Origin of the sequence: Brenneria uluponensis, assembly GCF_032395385.1 — a bacterium.
In the GTDB taxonomy this organism is placed as follows: domain Bacteria; phylum Pseudomonadota; class Gammaproteobacteria; order Enterobacterales; family Enterobacteriaceae; genus Prodigiosinella; species Prodigiosinella aquatilis.
The window spans coordinates 3,405,877-3,427,925 of sequence record NZ_CP135917.1 but is presented as its reverse complement, the minus strand read 5'-3'; the positions used below and the strand labels follow the sequence as shown (position 1 = coordinate 3,427,925).

The following is a 22,049-nucleotide window of genomic DNA, read 5'->3' as shown; positions in this document are numbered from 1 at the left end:
TGCGGAATTTATCATGAGCCTATTCTTAGATAGCCAAGAAATCGATTATCCCTTTCCCGTCAAACCCAAACCACTTTCAGTTGATGAAAAGGTGCATTATCGCGACCAAATAAAGGCGCTGTTGATTCAACGGAATGCCGTGCTGGTAGCGCATTATTATACCGATCCGGAAATTCAGTCATTAGCGGAAGAAACCGGAGGTTGTGTCGCCGACTCGCTGGAAATGGCGCGTTTTGGTAATACACATCCGGCCTCAACGCTGATTGTGGCTGGCGTAAGGTTTATGGGTGAAACTGCCAAAATTCTTAATCCTGAGAAAACGGTATTGATGCCGACACTGGATGCCGAATGTTCGCTGGATTTAGGGTGTCCGGCTCAGGCATTCAGTGATTTTTGTGATAATCATCCGGAACGCACTGTGGTGGTTTACGCCAACACATCGGCAGAAGTAAAGGCTCGCGCTGATTGGGTGGTAACATCCAGCATTGCTGTGGAGCTGATCGATCACCTCGATAGTCTGGGTGAAAAAATCATTTGGGCACCCGATCGTCACCTTGGGCGCTATGTACAGAAGCAAACGGGTGCTGATGTATTGTGTTGGCAGGGAGCCTGTATTGTTCATGATGAATTTAAGAATCAGTCACTAAAACGCATGAAGGCGCTTTATCCGAATGCTGCTGTTCTGGTGCATCCTGAGTCGCCGCAAAGCGTGGTGGATATGGCTGATGCAGTGGGGTCGACCAGCCAACTTATTCAGGCAGCTAAACGGTTACCCAATCAAGAGCTTATTGTGGCGACTGATCGGGGTATCTTTTACAAAATGCAACAAGCATGTCCGGATAAAACCTTATTGGAGGCACCAACTGCTGGCGAGGGCGCGACGTGCCGTAGTTGCGCGCACTGTCCGTGGATGGCGATGAATGGACTACAGGCGATTACCACTGCGTTGGAAGACGGTGGCGTAAACCATGAAATTCATGTGGATTCACTGGTGCGTGAGCGTGCGCTGCTTCCGTTGAACAGGATGCTCGATTTTGCTGCTAAACTCAGGGGATAAGCAGTAAGCATAACTGGCAACTCGTTGACTTATTTCTGTGTAAATGTGGGGAAGATCCATCATCCGGCACCATGTTGTTCAGTGAAAAAACAAAAGGCTGAAGCCGATTATGGCGTGACATTATCTCAGAACGCCACGGTTGTGTTTTGCTGGTAATTGGTTTGAGTAACAACAAGGGACTGGTAAACAGCGTTTTTATTCGGAGTAAAGAAAATATGGATTTTTTCAGTACCAGCAACATTTTGGTTTATATTCCTCTGGGAACAAATGGTTACGCTCTTTCTTGGGTAGAAGCGTTGGGAACCATTTTTGGTTTGTTATGTATTTGGCTGGCAAGTCTGGAAAAAACCATTAATTACCTGTTTGGCCTGATTAATGTCACCTTGTTTGCGCTGATTTTTTTTCAGATTCAACTCTACGCCAGCCTGCTGCTGCAAATCTTTTTCTTTGGTGCAAACCTGTACGGCTGGTATGCCTGGAGCCGGAAAACCAGTAGTCATGAGGCGGAGCTGAAGATCCGTTGGTTGTCGTTGCCGCAAACACTGGTATGGGGAGCAGTATGTGTCGTCGCTATTGGGTTGATGAGCGCCTATATTGATCCGGTTTTTGCAGTATTATCATCTATCGCCGTTTCTTTGATGCAGTCGGTAGGGATTGATGCGCAATTGCCACAGTTGCAACCGGATGCATTTCCATTCTGGGATTCCACAATGACTGTTCTTTCCATCGTGGCGATGGTGCTAATGACGCGTAAATATGTTGAAAACTGGTTGTTGTGGGTGGTGATTGACGTTATCAGCGTAGTGATATTCGCTTATCAAGGGGTATATGCCATGTCGTTGCAATATGCCATTCTGACGCTGATCGCGCTCAACGGTTCCTGGCTGTGGATTAAAGGCGCGCGGGAGAATCACTCCCAACCGTTGGCGCGGACCTTGTGACCAGAGAGTACAGTGACTAATGATGGTGGTGATGATGATGTTCCATTGTGCGCTGGATATGGCAATGGTTGTCATCACACTGCTGATATTCCATTTGAATCGTAACATGTTCTATCTGGTAATGCTCAAGCAGGTAGTTTTGAATCTGTAGCAGCAGTGCATCATGATCGTAAGGTGGGATCACCTGGGCATGAAGCGTCATTAATGGTTTTTCGCCAACTTGCCACAAGTGCACATGATGAATGTTACGTACTTCCGGGATATCCAGTTGTAGTCTCTTTTTTAGCTCATCAACATCAATTTTGTCAGGCGTCCCTTCCAGCAATTCATGAATGCTCTCTTTCATTAATGACCAGGCGCTGCGCAATACTAATCCAGATACCAAAATTGACAAAATAGGGTCAATTGGTGTCCAGCCGGTAAACATGATGATGAGTGCCGCGGCAATCGCCCCGACAGAGCCGAGTAGATCGCCCAGTACATGTATTGCGGCCGCCCGTACATTCATATTCTTTTCATCACTGCCGTGATGCAAGAGCCAAAACGCTACTATATTGGCAAGCAAACCGCTGATAGCAATCAGCAGCATCAATGTACCGGCAATAGGGTGTGGATGATAGAAACGTTGGATGGCTTCCCAGAAAATAAAAAAGGTAATGGCTAACAGTGTGATGGCATTGACAAAAGCGGCCAGCGTGGTCAAACGTAGATAGCCGAAAGTGTGGCGACCGGTGGGATTCCGCTGGGCAAAGCGTACCGCCAGCAGTGCAACCAATAGTGCTGCGGCATCTGTCAGCATGTGTCCAGCATCGGCCAATAGCGCCAAAGAGCCAGATAGAAAACCGCCGATGGCTTCAGCCACCATGAATAGAGCTGTAACGATAAAAGCCGCCAGCAGGCGTCTGCTGCTGCCTTGCCCCGCGGAATGTGAATGAGTCATAGTTCGTCCTGAGTTATCAATCACCAGTGGTATATCCGTTTCACTTTACTGTAAATGTAAAGGAAAACCTATGCCTGCTTAATACACGGAAAGAGAGTGAATTTGCAAAGAATTGCTTTATGACGCAGGAGATTATGCAAAATCGAATGATTTTAGCGTCATTGTTTCGTCTTCTTGACTTATAATAGCTAGCTTGCAATATGCACTGCGCATTTTATGACTGTCGTTTTTACCCCTTCGGGACGTGCGTTGACGATGGGTTAAGCGTATCGTTTCAGATCGATGGAACCACTATGAATTACCAAAATGATGATGTGAGAATTAAAGAGATTAAGGAACTTCTACCGCCAGTGGCCCTGCTGGAAAAATTCCCGGCAACAGAACGTGCCGCTGAAACCGTTTTTCAGGCACGGACTGCAATTCACAAAATACTCAATGGCAATGATGACCGGTTACTGGTGGTGATTGGACCTTGCTCCATTCACGATACCAAAGCGGCCAAAGAATATGCTGATCGCCTGCTCAAATTACGGCAGGAATTGGGTGATGATCTTGAAGTGGTGATGCGTGTCTATTTTGAAAAACCACGGACTACAGTCGGTTGGAAAGGGCTGATTAATGACCCGCACATGAATCACAGTTTCCAGATTAATGACGGCTTGCGTATTGCCCGTCAGTTGTTACTGGAGATTAATGATTCTGGTCTGCCTGCCGCCGGTGAGTTTCTGGATATGATCACGCCGCAATATCTGGCTGATCTGATGAGCTGGGGAGCGATCGGCGCACGTACCACCGAGTCTCAGGTACACCGAGAGCTGGCTTCTGGCTTGTCCTGCCCGGTTGGATTCAAAAATGGTACTGATGGCACGATTAAGATCGCTATTGATGCCATTAATGCTGCCAGAGCGCCACATTGCTTCCTGTCGGTAACCAAATGGGGCCATTCTGCCATTGTCAGTACCAGCGGTAACCATGATTGTCATATTATCCTGCGTGGCGGTAAAGAGCCGAATTACAGTGCGGATCATGTTCAGGCAGTCAAAGTCGGCCTGGAAAAAGCGGGCCTGCCTCCACAGATAATGATCGATTTCAGTCATGCTAACAGCAGCAAACAGTATAAAAAACAGATGGATGTTTGTGATGATGTTAGTCACCAGGTCAGCAGTGGTGAAAAAGCCATTGTGGGTGTGATGGTGGAAAGCCATCTGGTGGAAGGTAGCCAGAATCCGGAAAGCGGTGAGCCGTTAGTTTATGGCAAAAGCGTTACCGATGCCTGTATTGGCTGGGATGATACGGAAAACTTGCTACGGCAATTAGCGGCGGCAGTTCGCCAGCGCCGTGGCTGATGTAAGGAAAGTAAAAAGACCACCTCCTCTGGAGGTGGTCTTTTAGTTGGTAGAATTACTTCGCTTTACCCTGATTGGCTACTGCTGCGGCTTTGGCCGCAATTTCGTCAGCGTTACCCAGATAGTAATGTTTGATTGGTTTGAAGTTTTCGTCAAATTCATAAACCAGCGGTACACCGGTCGGGATGTTCAGCTCAAGAATTTCATCTTCGCCCATGTTATCCAGGTATTTGACCAGCGCGCGAAGCGAGTTGCCGTGAGCAGCAATAATAACGCGCTCACCGGTCTTGATGCGAGGCAGAATAGTTTCGTTCCAGTAAGGAACCACTCGCTCAATTGTCAGTGCCAGGCTTTCTGTCAACGGCAGTTCTTTGTCGCTCAGGGAAGCATAACGTGGGTCATGTCCCGGGAAACGTTCGTCATTACGGGTCAGTTCTGGTGGTGTAACGGCAAAACCACGACGCCATTGCTTAACTTGTTCATCACCATATTTTTCTGCGGTTTCGGCTTTGTTCAGACCTTGCAGAGCACCGTAGTGACGCTCATTTAATTTCCAGCATTTTTCTACTGGCAACCAGGCTTGGTCCAGTTCATCCAGAACGCTCCATAAGGTATGAATGGCACGTTTCAGCACGGAGGTATAGGCGAAATCGAAGGCATAACCTTCGTCTTTCAGCAATTTACCGGCCTGTTTGGCTTCGGTGCGGCCTTTGTCAGATAGATCAACATCCATCCAGCCGGTGAAGCGGTTTTCGTTGTTCCACTGGCTTTCGCCGTGTCTCACCAATACCAGCTTAGTTACAGCCATAGCTTAACTCCTTCAGATCCTAAGATTTCTATGATTACTGTTCGCATTATATGGCGGGAGGGCGGTTATCGGCAATCGCTAGTCGTTGCTCTACCTGATTTACTGCCAGCAGTGATGGCGCGAAAACAGACAAGCTTGAACGATTCAGCTTGTGGGTTTCCTGTCACAAGGCGGTACAGCAGTAAAACACGGACGGGATAACCAGCATGAACAGTAATGACGACCTCCATCATGCCACCTATCATGGGGCGGCGATACATCACACAATTTTTGAGCCGCAACCAGCTTCCCATATAATCGTAGGCAAAACACCAGTCATAGTGATGGCTACGGTTATCATTTTAGGGTGAACACGCACTATATTGTCTTCTCGAATGTCAATCTGCCAACTGGTGCAGGCGGAGTGTTCACCGCTTTTTTGGTGCATTAGCAGTGAATCTTTAAACTTGTTGCTGCATGCCTGGCAAGCAGAAAATTGCACCAATTTGTAAAGGGCCAGCCATCGTGCTTCTGACCCGAAGAGCGAGTCAGTCAATAAAGGAATTCATAGACTGTCAGGGAACGGTAGAGTTTGCCCGGTTTTAACCAGCAGTCAGGCTGCGGCCAGTCAAAGTGATTGGGGCTGTCCGGCAGAAACTCGCTTTCCAGCGCAATACCGCCGTAATTTTCATAGCGGCCGCCTTCGCGGTTGGGCGTGCCGCCAAGGAAGTTTCCGCTGTAGACCTGTAACGCTGGCGCGCTGGTGTAGACGCACATTTGTATCTGTCCGTCAGATGACCATAGGTTAGCTGCCGGGCTTTCTGTTGAGCCACAAGTGCGGTGAAGAAGGAACGCATGGTCATAACCGCCCACGGCTTTTTGATCTTCATCGGATAAAAAGTCTTTAAACAACGTCTTGGGCTGGCGGAAATCCATGCTACTGCCATTTACCTGACGCAATTCATTGCCAGGGATACCCTCGCTGTTCACTGGCAGGAAGTAGTCGGCAAATAACTGGAGTTTATGTTTACGTACATCCATATTATGGTCATCAAGGTTAAAATACGCATGGTTGGTCATGCACACCGGGCAGTGTTTTTCCACTACTGCACGGTACTCGATTTCCAGAGCATTCTTTTCGGTCAGGTGGTAGGAAACCTGTACATTGAGATTGCCGGGAAAACCCTGATCGCCATCCGGTGAATTCAACTGATAAGAGACCTGATTATTGTCTTTATGAAGGGTTTGCCAGCGCCGAGTGTGAAATCCTTCTGGTCCCCCATGAAGCTGATGGCTTCCCTGATTGGCAACCAGTGGAATAATATCGCTTCCCTGGCCGATAGTGGCATTGGCAATACGGTTGGCATACCGACCCACAGAGGCACCAAGGTAAGCATTCTGTTGCGGATATTGTTCTGGCGCACATCCCAGCAATACGTCGCGGATTTCACCGCTGGCTAGCGGTAACAGGCATGAAAGCCAGGTGGCTCCCCAATCCATCACACATACACGCATACCGGCACGGTTTTGCAATACGGTCAGTTGAAACGGCTGACCATCGGGTGCCATTGCTGATTCTGCTTCATTCAACATAACCTGCTCCTGATGATGCCTGACAAATATAACAGGTAGGTTGTAGCCCTGTTTTTAGCGGGTACTCCCGCATCACCGCATTTTGTACCGCTTCAACCTGATGTTGTGGGATCAGTGCCACAATACAGCCACCGAATCCACCACCGGTCATGCGGACACCACCTTCATCACCGATCACCGATTTGACAATATCAACCAGGATATCAATCGGGGGCACGGTAATTTCAAAATCATCCCGCATGGAGGCATGGGAGGCGGCCATCAACACCCCCATCTGTTGTAGATTGCCACTGGCCAGAGCTTCCGCTGCCGCCAGTGTGCGGGTGTTCTCAGTGATGACATGGCGTGCCCGTTTGGCAACCACTGGGTCCAGTTGTGCTGCGGCTGCCATAAATGTGGCTTCGCTGACATCACGCAGTGCGGGAACCTGGAAATAGCGGGCGGCGGCCTCGCACTGCTCGCGTCGGGTATTGTATTCACTGCCCACCAGACCACGTTTGACGTTAGAGTTGATAATGACTACTGCTACATTGTTCGGCATGGGTACCGCACGCGTTATCAAGGAGCGACAGTCGATCAATAACGCATGACCTCGCTGGCCCGACGCGGAAATCAACTGATCCATAATGCCGCAGTTGCAGCCAACGAACTGATTTTCCGCTTCCTGACCATTCAATGCCAGCGCCACGTTATCCAGTGGCAGGTTGTACAAGGCCTGTAACGCTTTGCCGACAGCAACTTCCAGTGACGCCGACGAGCTTAACCCCGCACCCTGAGGAACATCGCCGCTGATCACCAGATCGGCGCCGCCAAAGGCATCGCTGCGCTGTAACAGATGTTTTATCACCCCGCGAACATAGTTGGCCCATTGCCAGGTCGCATGCGGCTGGATGGGTGCATCAAGAGAAAATTGATCCTGTTGACCGTCATAATCTATGGCAATCGCCCGTATCAGCCGATCATCACGTTTAGCAATACTGATGGTTGTGGAGTAATTAATCGCGCAAGGCAATACGTAACCGTCGTTATAGTCGGTATGTTCGCCAATCAGATTGACCCGACCGGGAGCCTGTACAGTGAGTGTCGCAGTGTAGGAGAACTGTTGTTGGAAAAACGTCTGGGTACGTTCGGATAAGGTCATTATTATCAGACTCCTGAATCACGATAATGGACATCACTGACCATTCGTAGCCGCTCGGCGGCCTGTTCTGCGGTCAGATCGCGTTGGGTTTCTGCCAGCATTTCATATCCCACCATAAATTTGCGTATCGTGGCGGAACGGAGCAGCGGCGGATAAAAGTGGGCGTGTAACTGCCAATGACGTTGATCATCCTGGTTAAAGGGGGCTCCATGCCAGCCCATTGAATAAGGAAAGGAGGTATGGAACAGGTTGTCATAACGGCTGGTCAGTTTTTTAAGGGCAATGGCCAGGTCGTGACGCTGTTCCGCATTGATATCCGGCAAGCGCAGAATATGAGCCTTGGGTAATAGTAACGTTTCAAATGGCCAGGACGCCCAGTACGGCACGACCACCAGCCAGTGTTCGGTTTCCAGGACATGGCGTACTTGTTCTTGCTGTTCGCGGTTCAGATAATCAACCAGCAACGGTATGCCGTGCTGATGGAAGTACTCCCGCTGCATCCGATCTTCCCGCTCTGCTTCGTTGGGCAGAAAATCGTTGGCCCAGATTTGCCCATGTGGATGCGGGTTAGAGCAGCCCATGGCCGCACCCTTGTTTTCGAATACCTGTACCCATGGGTAGTGTTTGCCCAGTTCTTCACTTTGCTGTTGCCAGGTGATAATCACCTGTTCCAGTGCGGGTACTGGTAGTTCCGGCAGACTTTTACTGTGGTCGGGGGAAAAGCAGACTACCCGGCTGGTGCCGCGTGCGCTTTGGCAACGCAACAACGGATCATTGTTGCTGGGAGCGTCTGGCGTATCCGACATCAGGGCGGCAAAATCGTTGGTGAAAACGTATGTACCCTGATAGTCCGGATTTTTGTCTCCGGTCACACGGGTGTTTCCCGGGCAAAGGAAACAGTCAGGGTCATGCCGGGGAAGCTGTATCGGGGATACTGACTCCTGCTGTCCTTGCCACGGGCGTTTGGCACGATGCGGAGAAACCAGCACCCATTGTCCGGTTAGCGGGTTATAACGACGGTGTGGGTGTTCAACAGGATCAAAATGTACCATGTGATACCTTTTTTATTATCAACCAATAAAACCATTGGGATGGTTAGACTGCCAACGCCAGGCGTCGGCTACCATCTCATCCAGTGAACGGCTCACACGCCAGTGAAGGTCTCGGTTGGCTTTTTCCGCATCAGCCCAGTAAGCGGGCAGATCACCGTCACGGCGCGGTGCAAAATGGTAAGGAATCGGTTTGCCACAAGCTTTTCCAAAAGCTTCAACCACTTGTAGTACGCTATAGCCGACACCTGCCCCCAAATTGTAAATATGTACGCCAGGTCGTTTATGCAAAATATTCATGGCGGCTACGTGGCCATCAGCCAGATCAACCACGTGAATGTAATCACGGACGCCAGTGCCATCGGCGGTGGGGTAGTCGTTACCAAATATTGTTAATGATTCGCGGCGGCCTACAGCGACTTGCGCGATATACGGCATCAGGTTATTGGGGACACCTTGCGGGTCTTCTCCCATGTCACCTGATGGATGGGCGCCGACCGGGTTGAAATAGCGCAGCAGGACAATGCTCCAATCTGGCTCTGCCCGTTGCAGGTCCTGCAGAATTTGCTCCACCATCAGCTTGCTGCGACCATAAGGGCTGGAGGGTGTGCCGGTCGGAAAACTTTCGTGATAAGGAATTTGCGGCTGATCACCATAAACCGTGGCGGATGAACTGAAGATCAACGTGTTGACCTCCGCTTTTTTCATCGCTTCCACCAGCGTCAGTGTACCGTAGACATTATTGTCGTAGTAGTTGATGGGTTCACGCACTGACTCGCCTACTGCTTTCAACCCGGCAAAATGGATGACGGCATCAATGGCATGCTGCGAAAAAATATCATCCAGTAAGTGACGGTCTCGAACATCACCCTGATAAAAAACCGGTGTCTGACCACTCAGTCGTGCGATGGTATCAACCACACCGGTTTTACTGTTACACAGATTATCTAAAATAATCGGCTGATGGCCCGCTGCGATTAATTGTAAGCAGGTATGACTCCCTATGTAACCGCTTCCACCAGTAACCAATACCTTCATAATGACTCCTGTTGTGGTGAATTAATTGAAAAGTAGCATGCATAAACATTTAAAACGGTGATCAGTGCAATAGTAATGCGCATTTTCTGGCACAGCATCATATTATTAGCCTGATGATTGCTTGTTTTCTATTCTACCCGTTAGAGAAGAAAAATAAATGGTAACGTTACCATTTTGAGACTCACGAACAGAGTTCATGGATCTGAGATGATGGTTAGACTAAATTCAGGTCTTCAAATTGATAATCATAATGTCCGTTATGGTGTGGGATAAATGTCAGTCGATGAGTGATGCACTGTGGCGCATCTTCAGCGTGGTGCGACACAAACAACAACTGTGTTTCACCTTCACCGATCAAAATATCCAGCCAGCGGCGTATGAGCTGGCGATTAAGGGGATCCAACCCCTGTAACGGCTCATCCAGAATCAATAGCGCAGGATGTTTAACCAACGCACGAACAATGAGTACCAACCGCTGCTGGCCCCAGGACAGTGACTGAAATGGCGCATCGGCCACCGCGTCAGAAAATCCCAGTAACGCTAGCCATTGCGTAGTGAGGTGACGCTGGCGATCAGATACGGCCTGATAGATACCGATAGAATCGAAAAAGCCGGAAAGAATTACGTTGCGCACACTAATACTGACCCGGTAATCCAGGTGCAGACTGCTGCTGACGTAACCGATATGACGTTTGATTTCCCAGATAGTTTCCCCGCTGCCGCGTCGACGGCCAAACAGCGTTAAATCGTTACTGTAACCCTGCGGGTGATCGCCGGTTATCAGACTCAGCAATGTTGATTTACCGGCACCATTTGGACCCACAATCTGCCAGTGTTGACCAGGTAGCACTTCCCAGCTCAGATCGTTCAGAATCAGACGGTCGTTATATTGAACAACACCATTACGCAAGATGATTCGTGCCTGGTCTGCCGGTAACATCGGCTGCTGTCGGGGGTCTTCCGGTTCCGGCAGGGTTGTGGCCACATCCTTTTCGCTATGGGCCAACTGCGCCACCAGAACATCGGACATGATTTGTTCACGTTCACCCTGTCGGGTGAGAGTACAGTCAGCCAGAATGCCGACCTGATTCACAAAATCTGGAATATCCTCAAACCGGTTGATAATTAGCACCAGCGTGTAGTCTTGCGTGACCAAGTCGGCAAGTAGCGCCGTTAACTGGATTCGGGAAGTGACGTCAAGACCATCGAAGGGCTCGTCCAGAATCAGCAGATCCGGTTGTAACATCAATGCCTGGCACAGCATGGTTTTGCGGGTTTCGCCGGTAGACAGATATTTAAAGCGCTGTTCCAGTAAATGAGAAATACCAAATTGAGTAGCCAACTGCACACAACGGTCCGGATCCAGTATGTTGTCCTGAATGACTTCAGCCGTTGTGCGGCCGGTATCGTCTTCACCCACGCTGAGCATATCGGTGTTATTACGTTGCCATTCCTGCGACACCAGTTGCTGAAGCTGTTCAAAGGAGAGTCTGGCTACGCGCTGGAAATTGCACTGACGCTGACCATCCAGTGTCGCAAGGTCGCCGGACAAGGCGCGGGCCAGCGCGGATTTACCGCTGCCGTTGGCACCGACAAAGGCCCAGCATTGATCATGCTGAATCGTCAGTTCATCCAGACGTAACATGCGGGTATCACTTAAGCGAAACAATGCCTGGTGGATGTGCAGTAATGACATGTCTACTCCGTTTTAGAGGTAATCCGCGCTTTAGACGAATTACGATATCTTCTTTGCTTGTCAATGTGTGAACGTGTGAGGGGGCGTCAGCATAGCGTGGCGATAATCACTTGATCAGCATTAAAACAGGCGTTGACCAGCTGATTCGTCTGTAAACCCAACTGTTCAATAACTGTGTTGGCAACGGTGGCACACAAGGTTTCTCCCCCGTTGAGAGCAAGTAATACTTCACTATGATCTTCCCCAGGTTGTAAGTGGGTAATGCGTCCTGATAACACATTGTCTGCTGTTGGAACCGGGGCAGAAAGGGCGGTGATATTTACCCAGGGGGCTTTAATCAGCACCAGAACTTCCTTACCACTGGTTAGTTGCAGACGGTCCGCACTCTGCTGGGTAACAGCCGCTTGAATGCGCGTCTGCCCATCAGCCAATAATATTTCCAGATGCTGCTGTACCTGTTGCTGGCTGCGTGCCAGTACGGTGCCGAAAAACTGGTTGCGGGCGCTGGTTTGCAGTGAAAAGCGGGCAATGGCCGCCAAAAGGCTATCCAGCGGCAGATTATCCTGCTGAAGTACGTCAAAGGCTTTTTGTTGAATCTGTTCCAGCAAATCATAGAGCTGGAGTAAACGTTCACCATAGCGAGTTACCTGGGCACCGCCGCCGCCTTTCCCACCGGTCATGCGCTCGACCAGTGTCTGTTCGGCCAATTGGTTCATTTCATTAATGGCATCCCAGGCGCTTTTATAGCTGATACCCGCCAGTTTCGCCCCTTGGCTGATCGATCCGGTTTGTTTAATCCGCTTGAGTAAGGCGATGCGCCGGGGATCAGCAAACAGGCGTTGCTGAAGTCTGAGAGTGAGAAGAATTTCTGCTTGCATGGCGGAATGTCCGTGAAAGAAGCGGTTAACAGCTTGTATTGTCGCTATTTTCCCCCGAGGGAGCAAATCGCACTAATGGCCGTATTATTTTTGTTCGTTCAGGTAAACTATGCCACTATGATGATAGTGAGAAAGTTTACTATATAATCTTGAGTATTGAGCTGTGTTCAATATACAGCCGTTGCAATAAGTGAGGTAGATATGTTGGAGTTATTAGAAAGCCTGTTGTTCGCGATTGCGATGGTGCCATTGATGATGGCGCTGATTCTGGGAGCCATTTATGGGCTGGGAGAGGCCTTTAATGTGTTCTCCGGTATTGGGCATGACAAAGAAAATACTACCCATAAATAATCTGTAGGATTCCTTTTTGTTTCCAAAACGTCTGGCATATTGCCGGACTTTTTTTTGGAGGATCATTTGTATAAAACAGATGAAGTTTTATTTTTTATCGTTATATTAGCCCTTACACAACGATAAATATTTTGGGAGAAAGCAATGCAGCAACAATGGACTAAATGGTTGGCAGCCTTGACGTTGAGTTTCAGTATTACTGCAACCGCATCTGCGGCAGAAGAGAAAATAACTGTTTTTGCAGCTGCATCGTTAACCAATGCGTTACAGGACATTGCAACGCAGTATCAACAGGGGAAATCGGTTTCTATCGTCACTTCTTTCGCTTCGTCGTCTACGCTTGCCCGGCAAATTGAGCAAGGGGCGCCTGCCGATATGTTTATCTCTGCGAATCAGCAATGGATGAATTATGTGCAGAATAAACAACTGATGGATAATAACAGCCGTTATACGTTGCTGAGCAATGATCTGGTGGTTATCGCGCCTAAATCGGCCACGATAAAAGGGGTCAAAATTGATGAAAATACTGACTGGAAAAGTCTGTTGAAAGGTGGTCGTCTGGCAGTAGGCGATCCTGATCATGTGCCAGCGGGGATTTATGCCAAGGAAGCACTGCAAAAACTGAAAGCCTGGGACACCCTCTCACCGTTGATGGCCAGAGCCAATGATGTGCGCGCGGCCATGATGCTGGTAGAACGGGAAGAAGCACCATTGGGTATTGTCTATGGTTCAGATGCGATAGCCAGCAATAAAGTCAAAGTGGTTGGTATATTCCCGGCAAATACCCACAAACCGGTGGAGTATCCTATGGCCATCGTGAAAGGTCATAACACTCCGACGGTGAAAGCATTTTATGATTACCTGAAAACGCCACAGGCTTTAAGCGTGTTTGTTCGTTATGGATTTACACCCGTTAATGTTGCTAAGTGATTATGAATGGCAGGCCGTCGAGCTGAGTCTTAAAGTTTCGGTTGTGGCGGTCGTGTGCAGCTTGCCGTTGGGAATACTGGTCGCATGGATTTTGGTTCGCTGTCACTTTCCGGGAAAATCGCTATTGGATAGTGTTATCCATTTACCACTGGTGTTGCCCCCAGTGGTGATTGGTTATCTTTTACTGGTTGCGATGGGACGGCGTGGTGTTATCGGGTCATGGCTCTATGACTGGTTTGGCTTCAGCTTCAGTTTTAGTTGGCGCGGGGCAGCCTTGGCCTCTGCCGTGGTGGCTTTTCCTTTGATGGTCAGAGCTATTCGCCTGGCGCTGGAAGCCGTCGATACCCGGCTGGAACTGGCAGCTCGCACACTAGGCGCCAATCCCTGGCGGGTATTTTTTACGATTACACTTCCTCTGATGTTACCCGGTGTTATTGTTGGCACGGTGTTGGCTTTCGCTCGCTCGTTAGGTGAGTTTGGCGCCACCATCACTTTCGTGTCCAATATTCCCGATGAAACGCGCACTATTCCACTGGCTATGTACACATTGATTGAAACACCTGGGGCAGAAATGCAGGCCGGGCGGCTATGTGTTATTGCAATTGTCCTTTCGTTGATATCGCTGTTGCTGTCGGAGTGGCTGACACATTGGAGCCGACGTCGGTTGGGGGGATAATGCTACAACTCGATATTAACCAGCAATTGGGTGATTTAACGCTCAGGGTGAAAGCGAACCTGCCAGCCAATGGTATCACGGCTATCTTTGGTGTTTCTGGTGCCGGGAAAACCTCATTGATTAATGCTATCGTCGGGTTAACACACCTTGATGAAGGGTATATTCAGCTTAATGAGCGGGTGCTAGTGGATACCCGGCGACGTGTTTTCCTGCCACCGGAACAGCGCAAAGTTGGTTATGTTTTTCAGGATGCACGCTTATTCCCACACTACCGTGTGCAAGGAAATCTGCGCTATGGCATGGCAGCATCCATGCGTCGTCAGTTTGATGATATCGTCCAGTTACTGGGTATTGAACCGTTGCTCAAGCGCTACCCGATGACACTCTCTGGCGGGGAGAAGCAGCGAGTAGCCATCGGCCGGGCTCTGCTGACGGCACCAGACCTGTTACTGATGGATGAGCCATTGGCCTCGCTGGATTTACCCCGCAAGCGCGAGCTGATGCCTTATCTGGAACGGTTGTCAAAAGAGGTCAATACGCCGATCCTGTACGTCAGCCATAGCATGGAAGAGATTTTACGGTTAGCTGATCGCGTCTTGGTGCTGGATAAAGGGAAGGTGAAGGCACAAGGTGAACTGGAAGCTGTCTGGGCTAGTAACGCGTTGCGTCCGTGGTTGCCGCGCGAGGAGCAAAGCAGCATTATGAATGTCACCGTTCTGGAACATCATCCTCGCTATGCAATGACCGCATTGTCACTGGGTGAACAGCATCTGTGGGTGGGTAAAATTGATGCGCCACTGAATGTGAAGCAGCGTATCCGTATCAATGCTGCCGATGTATCACTGGTGACGGAACGACCAAAGGTCAGCAGTATTCGTAACATATTGGCGGTCAAAGTGCTGGAATGCATTGATGTTGGTGAGCAGGTGGAGGTTAAGCTGTCGATCGGTGATCAAGTGCTGTGGGCCCGTATAACCCCTTGGGCTCGGGATGAATTGGCACTACATCCTTATCAATGGCTGTATGCACAGATAAAAAGCGTATCGATAACACCGTAGTCTCCTGGTGATTTCCTGCCTGCATGTTCAGGCAGGAATCAACCTTTCTATGCCAACACCCGTTTCATGATTGTTTCCGCGATCCCCGGCTGCTCATTATGACCAATTACCAGGTCGGCGTGCGCTTTCACTTCATCGGCACTGTTCCCCATGGCAATACCCAGCCCAGCGACTGACAGCATACTGATATCATTAAAATTATCACCAAAGGCAATCACCTCTTTCATGTCGATGTCCTGTGATTCCACCCACTTCTGCAATAGCTTTCCTTTGCTGTTGCCCGCCTGAGCGATATCGACCTGATCCTGCCATGACCACTCGCAGGTTAATCCCAGCTCTTTTTCTATCAATTCGGCAAGCTTATTCAGCGCGGTACTGTCCGCATGTGATGTGGCAAATTTCCAGATAGCGCACGCATCATCCGCGGCGGTGAACAGGTTTTTGACATAGGTAAATGTAGGACGTTGCAGTTCGGGCAGTGTTTCCGCCCAAGCCAGTGATCGGGTGACGTGGCCGGTAGAATGTTGATACAACATGGCGTCGTCAGCATACATCAGACCGTGAATATCAAACTGATCAAGCAGATGTAGCACGTTTTTAGCTTGTGTGGCAGTCAGTGGGTTGGTTTCCGACGTTTGCTTTGTCTGATAATTATACAGATACGTGCCATTGCAGCAGATTGCGGGTGTATCCAACTGTAGCGCCTGATAAAAGGGATGGATAGCCGAGTGATGGCGACCTGTCACAATCAGTATGGTTATTCCGGCTTGTCGGGCTAATGCCAGTGCTGCCAGTGATTCCGGCAAGATCTTTTTCTGTTGGTTCAGTAAAGTACCATCTAGATCAAGCGCGATTACACGATAGGTCATAATTATCTCATCAGGTTATAAAGTCGTCTTTCAGCAGATGGTACACTGTATGTTCACCTATCCCAATAGGGTTGTTTTATTTGCCATTTCAAGTCGGAGCTGCGGCCAAACAGAGCACACCCCCATTCACCCATTGGAGTCGGTGTCCAGCCGCATAATTTGCGTAACAAGGAGAATCTCATGCAGCAAGTTGTTTATATCGCTAGTCCGGAAAGTCAGCAGATCCATGTCTGGCAGTTGGGTATTGAAGGTGCGCTAACGCTCTTGCAAGTAGTGGATGTTCCTGGGCAAGTACAGCCGATGGTAATTGCGCCGGATAAGCGTCATCTGTATGTTGGCGTTCGTCCTGAGTTCAGGGTGATCAGCTATCGTATTGATGCACAAGGATTGCTGTCTGAAGCCGGTTCTGCGCCATTACCGGGTAGTCCGACACATCTTTCTACCGATCGGTGCGGACGTTTTCTGTTCAGTGCGTCTTACAGTAATGCCTGTGTCAGCGTCAGCCCGATTGATGCCAGTGGTGTGGTGGAAGCGCCGATTCAGCAACTTGACGGTTTGGAAGGTTGCCATTCTACCAATATTGACCCGGACAATCAGGTGCTGTGGGCACCCTGCCTGAAGGAAGATCGCATCCGGCTATATGATTTGGGTGATGACGGAAAGCTAAGTGAGCATAACCCACCGGAGTTGATGGCTGTCACCGGCGCGGGTCCTCGTCATATGTCCTACCATCCGAACCGTGAATTTGCCTACTGTGTTAATGAACTGAATAGCACGGTGGATGTATTTCAGCGCCATACTGTCAATGGCCAGATCCGCCGGGTACAGACACTGGATGCCATGCCTGCCGATTTTACCGATACCCGTTGGGCGGCGGATATCCATATGACGCCGGATGGCCGTTATCTCTATACTTCTGATCGTACTGCCAATCTGTTGAGTCTTTTCCAGGTCTCGCAAGAGGGTAGTGTATTAACGTTAGCCGGCCACCAGCCGACAGAAGCCCAGCCAAGAGGTTTCAATATTGACCATAGCGGGAATTTCCTGATTTCTTCCGGTCAGAAATCTCATCACATTGCGGTTTACCGTATCAATCAGCAAACCGGTGAGTTGCATCCGTTGGCGCGCTATGCGGTTGGTCAGGGCCCGATGTGGGTTTCTATTCTGCAACTGGACTAATAGTGAAGTGAGAATCTGCTATACCAGGGCAAGATAAGCAAAGGCAGCGTCGTCGTGGGGAGTGTGTCGGGGAAGAAACAATTGCCGCCATTCCAATCTAGTGACCGATGAAAAGTGCGGGCCGGAATATTTCCCGGCCCGAGTCAGTACTATTTTATCTGCATACCTGGCTGGGCACCGCTATCTGGGCTTAACAGGAAAATATCTTTCCCGCCCGGGCCGGCTGCCATGACCATCCCTTCGGAAACGCCAAAGCGCATTTTGCGAGGCGCCAGATTAGCCACCATTACCGTCAGTCGGCCTTCCAGTTTGGCCGGGTCTGGGTAGGCGGCCCGGATACCGGAGAATACCTGACGGGTTTCACCGCCGATATCCAGGGTCAGACGCAGCAATTTGTCCGAACCATCAACCAGTTCGGCTGCCGTGATCAGCGCCACGCGCATATCCACTTTGTCAAAGTCGTCAAACCCGATAACGTCTTGAATCGGGTTATCCGCCAGGGGACCCGTTACGGCGTTAGACGTTGCTGCAATATCTTCTTTAGACGCGTCAATCATTGATTGTACTTGTGGCAGTTCAATACGATTAAACAGTGCTTTAAACGCATTGATTGAGTGGCGGGTCAGCGGTTGGGTGATTGCATCCCAGGTTAACTCCGTGTTCAGGAAAGCTTCTGCACGTTCGGTCAACTTGGGCAATACTGGTTTCAGGTAGGTCATCAGCACACGGAACAGGTTAATGCCCATTGAGCAGATCGCTTGCAGGTCCGCGTCACGCCCTTCCTGTTTTGCCACTACCCACGGAGCCTGCTCGTCCACGTAACGGTTGGCCATATCCGCCAGCGCCATTATTTCGCGGATTGCTTTCCCGGATTCCCGGTTGTTATAGGCATCGGCAATGTTTTGTGCCGCATCGGTAAAGGTTTTATACAGCGCCGGATCAGCCAATTGATCTGCCAACTGGCCACCAAAACGCTTATTGATGAAGCCCGCGTTACGTGAGGCCAGATTGACTACTTTATTAACAATATCGGCATTTACGCGCTGTATGAAGTCTTCCAGATTGAGGTCGATGTCATCAATACGGGAGGAGAGTTTGGCAGCGTAGTAGTAACGCAGACAATCGGCGTCCAGGTGTTTCAGGTAGGTACTTGCCTTGATGAATGTGCCGCGCGATTTGGACATTTTCGCGCCGTTGACCGTCACATAACCATGAACAAACAGATTGGTTGGTTTACGGAAGTTACTGCCTTCCAGCATCGCCGGCCAGAACAGACTGTGGAAATACACAATATCCTTACCGATGAAGTGATAGAGATCGGTAGTGGCGTCTTTGCGCCAGTATTCATCGAAATTCAGATCATCGCGTTTATCACACAGGTTTTTAAAGGAACCCATGTAGCCGATAGGCGCATCCAGCCAAACGTAAAAGTATTTTCCCGGAGCATCAGGCACTTCAAAGCCAAAGTAAGGCGCGTCGCGAGTGATATCCCACTGTTGCAGCCCCGCATCAAACCACTCCTGCATTTTGTTGGCGACTTGTTCTTGCAACGCACCGGAACGGGTCCAGCTCTGTAACATGTCACTGAAAGCCGGCAGGTCGAAGAAGAAGTGCTCAGATTCACGCATCACCGGTGTGGCGCCGGAAACCGCTGATTTTGGGTTGATAAGTTCAGTCGGGCTATAAGTGGCACCGCAGACTTCGCAATTGTCGCCATATTGATCCGGTGACTTGCATTTTGGACAGGTACCTTTTACAAAACGATCCGGCAAAAACATGCCTTTTTCTGGATCGTACAATTGGGAAATAGTCCGGGTTTTGATAAAACCGTTCTCTTTCAGCCGATGGTAGATCAGGCTGGAAATCTCACGATTCTCCTCGCTGTGTGTCGAGTGATAGTTGTCGTAGCTGATATTAAAGCCAGCAAAATCCTGCTGATGTTCCTGACTCATCTCCGCAATCATCTGCTCGGGCGTAATGCCCAGTTGTTGTGCTTTCAGCATGATCGGTGTGCCGTGGGCATCATCTGCACAGATGAAATTGACTTGATTGCCGCGCATTCGCTGGTAACGAACCCAGATATCTGCCTGAATGTGTTCAAGCATATGGCCGAGGTGAATAGAACCGTTAGCGTAAGGTAGCGCGCACGTTACCAATATTTTCTTTGCGACTTGAGTCATAGTGGGGAACTTGCTTTTTGTATGGTGATTGAGACGAAGTGTTGATGTTAACCGATAGCGCCTTTGCACGTAAACCGCTGGTGTGTGTAAACGAAGATTGGGGCAAAGAGAATACGCCTCCCCGTGGTGGCCACCGTGCCCGGAACACGTTTTCGTTTATCTCCCGGTTTTTTGACCTTCAGTACATCAGGACCGTGGCGTTCTGATATGCTATAGCGGTCTTTTATCGGTAAATAACCAAATTTCAAGGAGCCGGGATGAACGATAAACTCTCCGAGCAGAGCCCTGATGCGTTGCGTGCCATGGTTACCGGAGTGCTGTCTACTTTTAAGCATCCAACACTCAAAAATAACCTGACGACACTTAATGCACTGCATCATTGTGCGTTGCTGGATGGCGTATTACATATTGAACTGATCATGCCGTTTGTCTGGTTGAGTGGCCTGGAAGTATTAAAGGAAACGGTTAGCGCCGAATTGCTGCGTTTGAGTGGCGCCACAGTAGTGGAATGGCGGTTATCACATAATATCGCGACGTTGCGCCGGGTGAACGACCAGCCTGGAATCAAAGGCGTTAAAAATATTATTGCCGTCAGTTCCGGCAAGGGTGGAGTAGGGAAGTCCAGCACAGCGGTGAATATGGCGTTGGCACTGGCGGCGGAAGGTGCCAGCGTCGGTATTTTGGATGCCGATATCTATGGTCCTTCGATACCTACGATGCTGGGCGCGGTCAACGAACGTCCTACGTCACCTGACGGCCAGCATATGGCGCCGATCATGGCGCATGGGCTGGCAACCAATTCAATTGGCTATCTGGTTACTGATGATAATGCTATGGTGTGGCGCGGACCGATGGCCAGTAAAGCCTTGCTGCAACTGCTACAGGATACGCTGTGGCCGGATCTGGATTATCTGGTGCTGGATATGCCGCCGGGAACCGGAGACATTCAGCTCACACTGGCACAGAGCGTGCCCGTCACGGGGGCTGTCGTGGTCACCACGCCGCAGGATATTGCCTTGGTGGATGCAATGAAAGGTATCGTCATGTTTGAGAAGGTTAACGTGCCGGTATTGGGGGTTGTAGAAAACATGAGTGTGCATATTTGCAGCAACTGTGGCCATCTGGAGCCCATTTTTGGCACCGGTGGTGCGCAGAAACTGGTAGAAAAATATCACTGTGTTCTGCTGGGACAGTTGCCGCTGCACATTTCCTTGCGCGAGGATCTGGATCGTGGTGAGCCGACGGTGGTCAGCCACCCGGATAGTGAGTTTACATCACTCTACCGTGAGTTGGCCGGTCGTGTGGCCGCTCAACTGTACTGGCAGGGTGAAGTTATTCCCACCGAGATAGCCGTTCGCTCATTGTAATTGGCATCGTATCATTCCGCGTCATCGGCAGAGGGCGCGGAAACCCACCATCCGAATGCCATGTTTCCGCGAAACGCTGGCATGAACCGTGCTAACTCCCTATAATTGCCTGCGCCAGGGCATCCTGGCGATGCATCCCCTCCTTTATTTTGTGAATCAGGTCTTTATTACCATGACTGATAAATCTCATCAGTGTGTCATCATCGGGATTGCCGGAGCATCTGCATCTGGCAAAAGTCTTATATCCAGTACGCTTTACCGTGAGTTACGTGATCAGGTTGGCAATGAACATATTGGTGTCGTGTCGGAAGACAGTTATTACAAGGACCAGACTCATCTGACCATGGAAACTCGGGTTAAAACTAATTATGACCATCCTGGCGCGATGGATCATGGTTTGCTGCTGCAGCATCTGAAAATGCTGAAGGTAGGGCAGCCAATTGAATTGCCCCGGTATAGCTATGTGGAACATACCCGGTTAAAGGAAACGGTACAGCTTGAACCAAAGAAAGTGATTATTCTGGAAGGCATTCTGTTATTAACGGATGCCCGGTTACGGGAAGAGATGAATTTTTCCATTTTTGTCGATACACCGTTGGATATCTGCTTGCTGCGTCGTATGCGCCGTGATGTTAATGAGCGCGGGCGTTCGATGGATTCGGTAATGGAGCAGTACCAGAAAACCGTTCGTCCGATGTTTTTGCAATTTATCGAACCATCCAAGCAGTATGCCGATATTATTGTCCCGCGGGGCGGAAAAAATCGGATTGCGATTGATATCTTGAAAGCAAAAATTAGTCAATTCTTTGAATAATTTGTTTTTTTATTATTGTATGTAGACCCAATAGATTTCAAGATGCAGAACGACGGTGAAAGAATAAATCCCGATGAACCTACATTAGTAGATGGTTAGAGTGATGAGTCTGTCGGGGCAGATTTGAATGATGCCAACACACCTGCACCTGAAAGATGA

Annotated in this window: 20 protein-coding genes; 10 read left to right on the top strand and 10 right to left on the bottom strand. The window is 49.6% G+C overall.

Annotated features, from left to right (window positions below; translation table 11 throughout):
- Nucleotides 1-13 precede the first annotated feature (13 nt).
- Both nadA and pnuC read left to right on the top strand, forming a co-directional pair.
- Entirely contained in the window at nucleotides 14-1,057 is a 1,044-nt protein-coding gene (gene nadA, locus RS889_RS15985) for a quinolinate synthase NadA (RefSeq protein ID WP_315707990.1), read from the top strand.
- A 215-nt stretch (nucleotides 1,058-1,272) separates the two neighbouring features.
- Nucleotides 1,273-1,998, top strand: coding sequence for a nicotinamide riboside transporter PnuC (pnuC, locus tag RS889_RS15980; protein ID WP_315711080.1), 726 nt, complete (start codon nucleotides 1,273-1,275; stop codon nucleotides 1,996-1,998).
- A gap of 16 nt (nucleotides 1,999-2,014) precedes the next feature.
- Here the strand turns inward: pnuC and zitB are convergent, their stop codons facing one another.
- Nucleotides 2,015-2,938, bottom strand: a complete 924-nt coding sequence (gene zitB, locus RS889_RS15975; protein ID WP_315707989.1) for a CDF family zinc transporter ZitB — start codon at nucleotides 2,936-2,938, stop codon at nucleotides 2,015-2,017.
- Nucleotides 2,939-3,231: 293 nt separating this feature from the next.
- Between zitB and aroG the strand changes: the two genes are divergently transcribed.
- Complete coding sequence (gene aroG / locus RS889_RS15970) at nucleotides 3,232-4,284, top strand: 3-deoxy-7-phosphoheptulonate synthase AroG (RefSeq protein ID WP_315707988.1); 1,053 nt, start codon at nucleotides 3,232-3,234, stop codon at nucleotides 4,282-4,284.
- Nucleotides 4,285-4,339: 55 nt separating this feature from the next.
- Here aroG and gpmA read toward each other — a convergent pair whose 3' ends face one another.
- The 7 genes from gpmA to modE form a co-directional block, all read right to left on the bottom strand.
- The gene (gene gpmA, locus RS889_RS15965; protein ID WP_021015161.1) at nucleotides 4,340-5,092 is read right to left on the bottom strand and encodes a 2,3-diphosphoglycerate-dependent phosphoglycerate mutase; all 753 of its coding nucleotides are present in this window, start codon (nucleotides 5,090-5,092) and stop codon (nucleotides 4,340-4,342) included.
- A gap of 531 nt (nucleotides 5,093-5,623) precedes the next feature.
- Nucleotides 5,624-6,664 (bottom strand): galactose-1-epimerase, encoded by a 1,041-nt coding sequence (galM, locus tag RS889_RS15960; protein WP_315707987.1) that lies wholly within the window; start codon nucleotides 6,662-6,664, stop codon nucleotides 5,624-5,626.
- Complete coding sequence (galK, locus tag RS889_RS15955; protein ID WP_315707986.1) at nucleotides 6,654-7,805, bottom strand: galactokinase; 1,152 nt, start codon at nucleotides 7,803-7,805, stop codon at nucleotides 6,654-6,656. Before galK ends, galM begins: the two co-directional genes overlap by 11 nt.
- 5 nt (nucleotides 7,806-7,810) lie before the next feature.
- Nucleotides 7,811-8,857 carry a galactose-1-phosphate uridylyltransferase gene (gene galT, locus RS889_RS15950; protein ID WP_021015165.1) on the bottom strand — a complete coding sequence of 349 codons (1,047 nt, stop codon included), beginning with the start codon at nucleotides 8,855-8,857 and terminating at the stop codon, nucleotides 7,811-7,813.
- 18 nt (nucleotides 8,858-8,875) lie between these two features.
- Entirely contained in the window at nucleotides 8,876-9,892 is a 1,017-nt protein-coding gene (gene galE, locus RS889_RS15945; protein WP_315707985.1) for a UDP-glucose 4-epimerase GalE, read from the bottom strand.
- Nucleotides 9,893-10,106: 214 nt separating this feature from the next.
- Nucleotides 10,107-11,588, bottom strand: a complete 1,482-nt coding sequence (modF, locus tag RS889_RS15940) for a molybdate ABC transporter ATP-binding protein ModF (protein WP_315707984.1) — start codon at nucleotides 11,586-11,588, stop codon at nucleotides 10,107-10,109.
- A gap of 86 nt (nucleotides 11,589-11,674) precedes the next feature.
- On the bottom strand, nucleotides 11,675-12,466 hold the full coding sequence (gene modE / locus RS889_RS15935) for a molybdenum-dependent transcriptional regulator (RefSeq protein WP_021015168.1): 792 nt from the start codon (nucleotides 12,464-12,466) through the stop codon (nucleotides 11,675-11,677).
- 201 nt (nucleotides 12,467-12,667) lie between these two features.
- On the opposite strand from modE, the gene RS889_RS15930 reads away from it, so the two are divergent.
- The 4 genes from RS889_RS15930 to modC all read left to right on the top strand — a co-directional run bounded on the left by RS889_RS15930 (nucleotide 12,668) and on the right by modC (nucleotide 15,481).
- Entirely contained in the window at nucleotides 12,668-12,817 is a 150-nt protein-coding gene (locus tag RS889_RS15930; RefSeq protein WP_315707983.1) for an AcrZ family multidrug efflux pump-associated protein, read from the top strand.
- Nucleotides 12,818-12,961: 144 nt separating this feature from the next.
- Entirely contained in the window at nucleotides 12,962-13,747 is a 786-nt protein-coding gene (gene modA / locus RS889_RS15925; protein WP_315707982.1) for a molybdate ABC transporter substrate-binding protein, read from the top strand.
- Nucleotides 13,734-14,423: a molybdate ABC transporter permease subunit gene (gene modB, locus RS889_RS15920; RefSeq protein ID WP_315707981.1), complete on the top strand. Its 690-nt coding sequence runs from the start codon at nucleotides 13,734-13,736 to the stop codon at nucleotides 14,421-14,423. The genes modA and modB overlap by 14 nt, the downstream gene beginning before the upstream one ends.
- Entirely contained in the window at nucleotides 14,423-15,481 is a 1,059-nt protein-coding gene (gene modC / locus RS889_RS15915) for a molybdenum ABC transporter ATP-binding protein ModC (protein WP_315707980.1), read from the top strand. The genes modB and modC overlap by 1 nt, the downstream gene beginning before the upstream one ends.
- A 47-nt stretch (nucleotides 15,482-15,528) precedes the next feature.
- On the opposite strand, the gene RS889_RS15910 is transcribed toward modC, so the two are convergent.
- Nucleotides 15,529-16,350 carry a pyridoxal phosphatase gene (locus RS889_RS15910; protein ID WP_315707979.1) on the bottom strand — a complete coding sequence of 274 codons (822 nt, stop codon included), beginning with the start codon at nucleotides 16,348-16,350 and terminating at the stop codon, nucleotides 15,529-15,531.
- Between the two features lie 180 nt (nucleotides 16,351-16,530).
- Between RS889_RS15910 and pgl the strand changes: the two genes are divergently transcribed.
- Nucleotides 16,531-17,529: a 6-phosphogluconolactonase gene (pgl, locus tag RS889_RS15905; RefSeq protein ID WP_315707978.1), complete on the top strand. Its 999-nt coding sequence runs from the start codon at nucleotides 16,531-16,533 to the stop codon at nucleotides 17,527-17,529.
- A gap of 149 nt (nucleotides 17,530-17,678) precedes the next feature.
- Here pgl and metG read toward each other — a convergent pair whose 3' ends face one another.
- The gene (gene metG / locus RS889_RS15900; protein WP_315707977.1) at nucleotides 17,679-19,709 is read right to left on the bottom strand and encodes a methionine--tRNA ligase; all 2,031 of its coding nucleotides are present in this window, start codon (nucleotides 19,707-19,709) and stop codon (nucleotides 17,679-17,681) included.
- Between the two features lie 257 nt (nucleotides 19,710-19,966).
- Between metG and apbC the strand changes: the two genes are divergently transcribed.
- On the top strand, nucleotides 19,967-21,076 hold the full coding sequence (gene apbC / locus RS889_RS15895; protein ID WP_315707976.1) for an iron-sulfur cluster carrier protein ApbC: 1,110 nt from the start codon (nucleotides 19,967-19,969) through the stop codon (nucleotides 21,074-21,076).
- 172 nt (nucleotides 21,077-21,248) lie between these two features.
- The gene (gene udk / locus RS889_RS15890; protein WP_315707975.1) at nucleotides 21,249-21,890 is read left to right on the top strand and encodes a uridine kinase; all 642 of its coding nucleotides are present in this window, start codon (nucleotides 21,249-21,251) and stop codon (nucleotides 21,888-21,890) included.
- Nucleotides 21,891-22,049 lie beyond the last annotated feature (159 nt).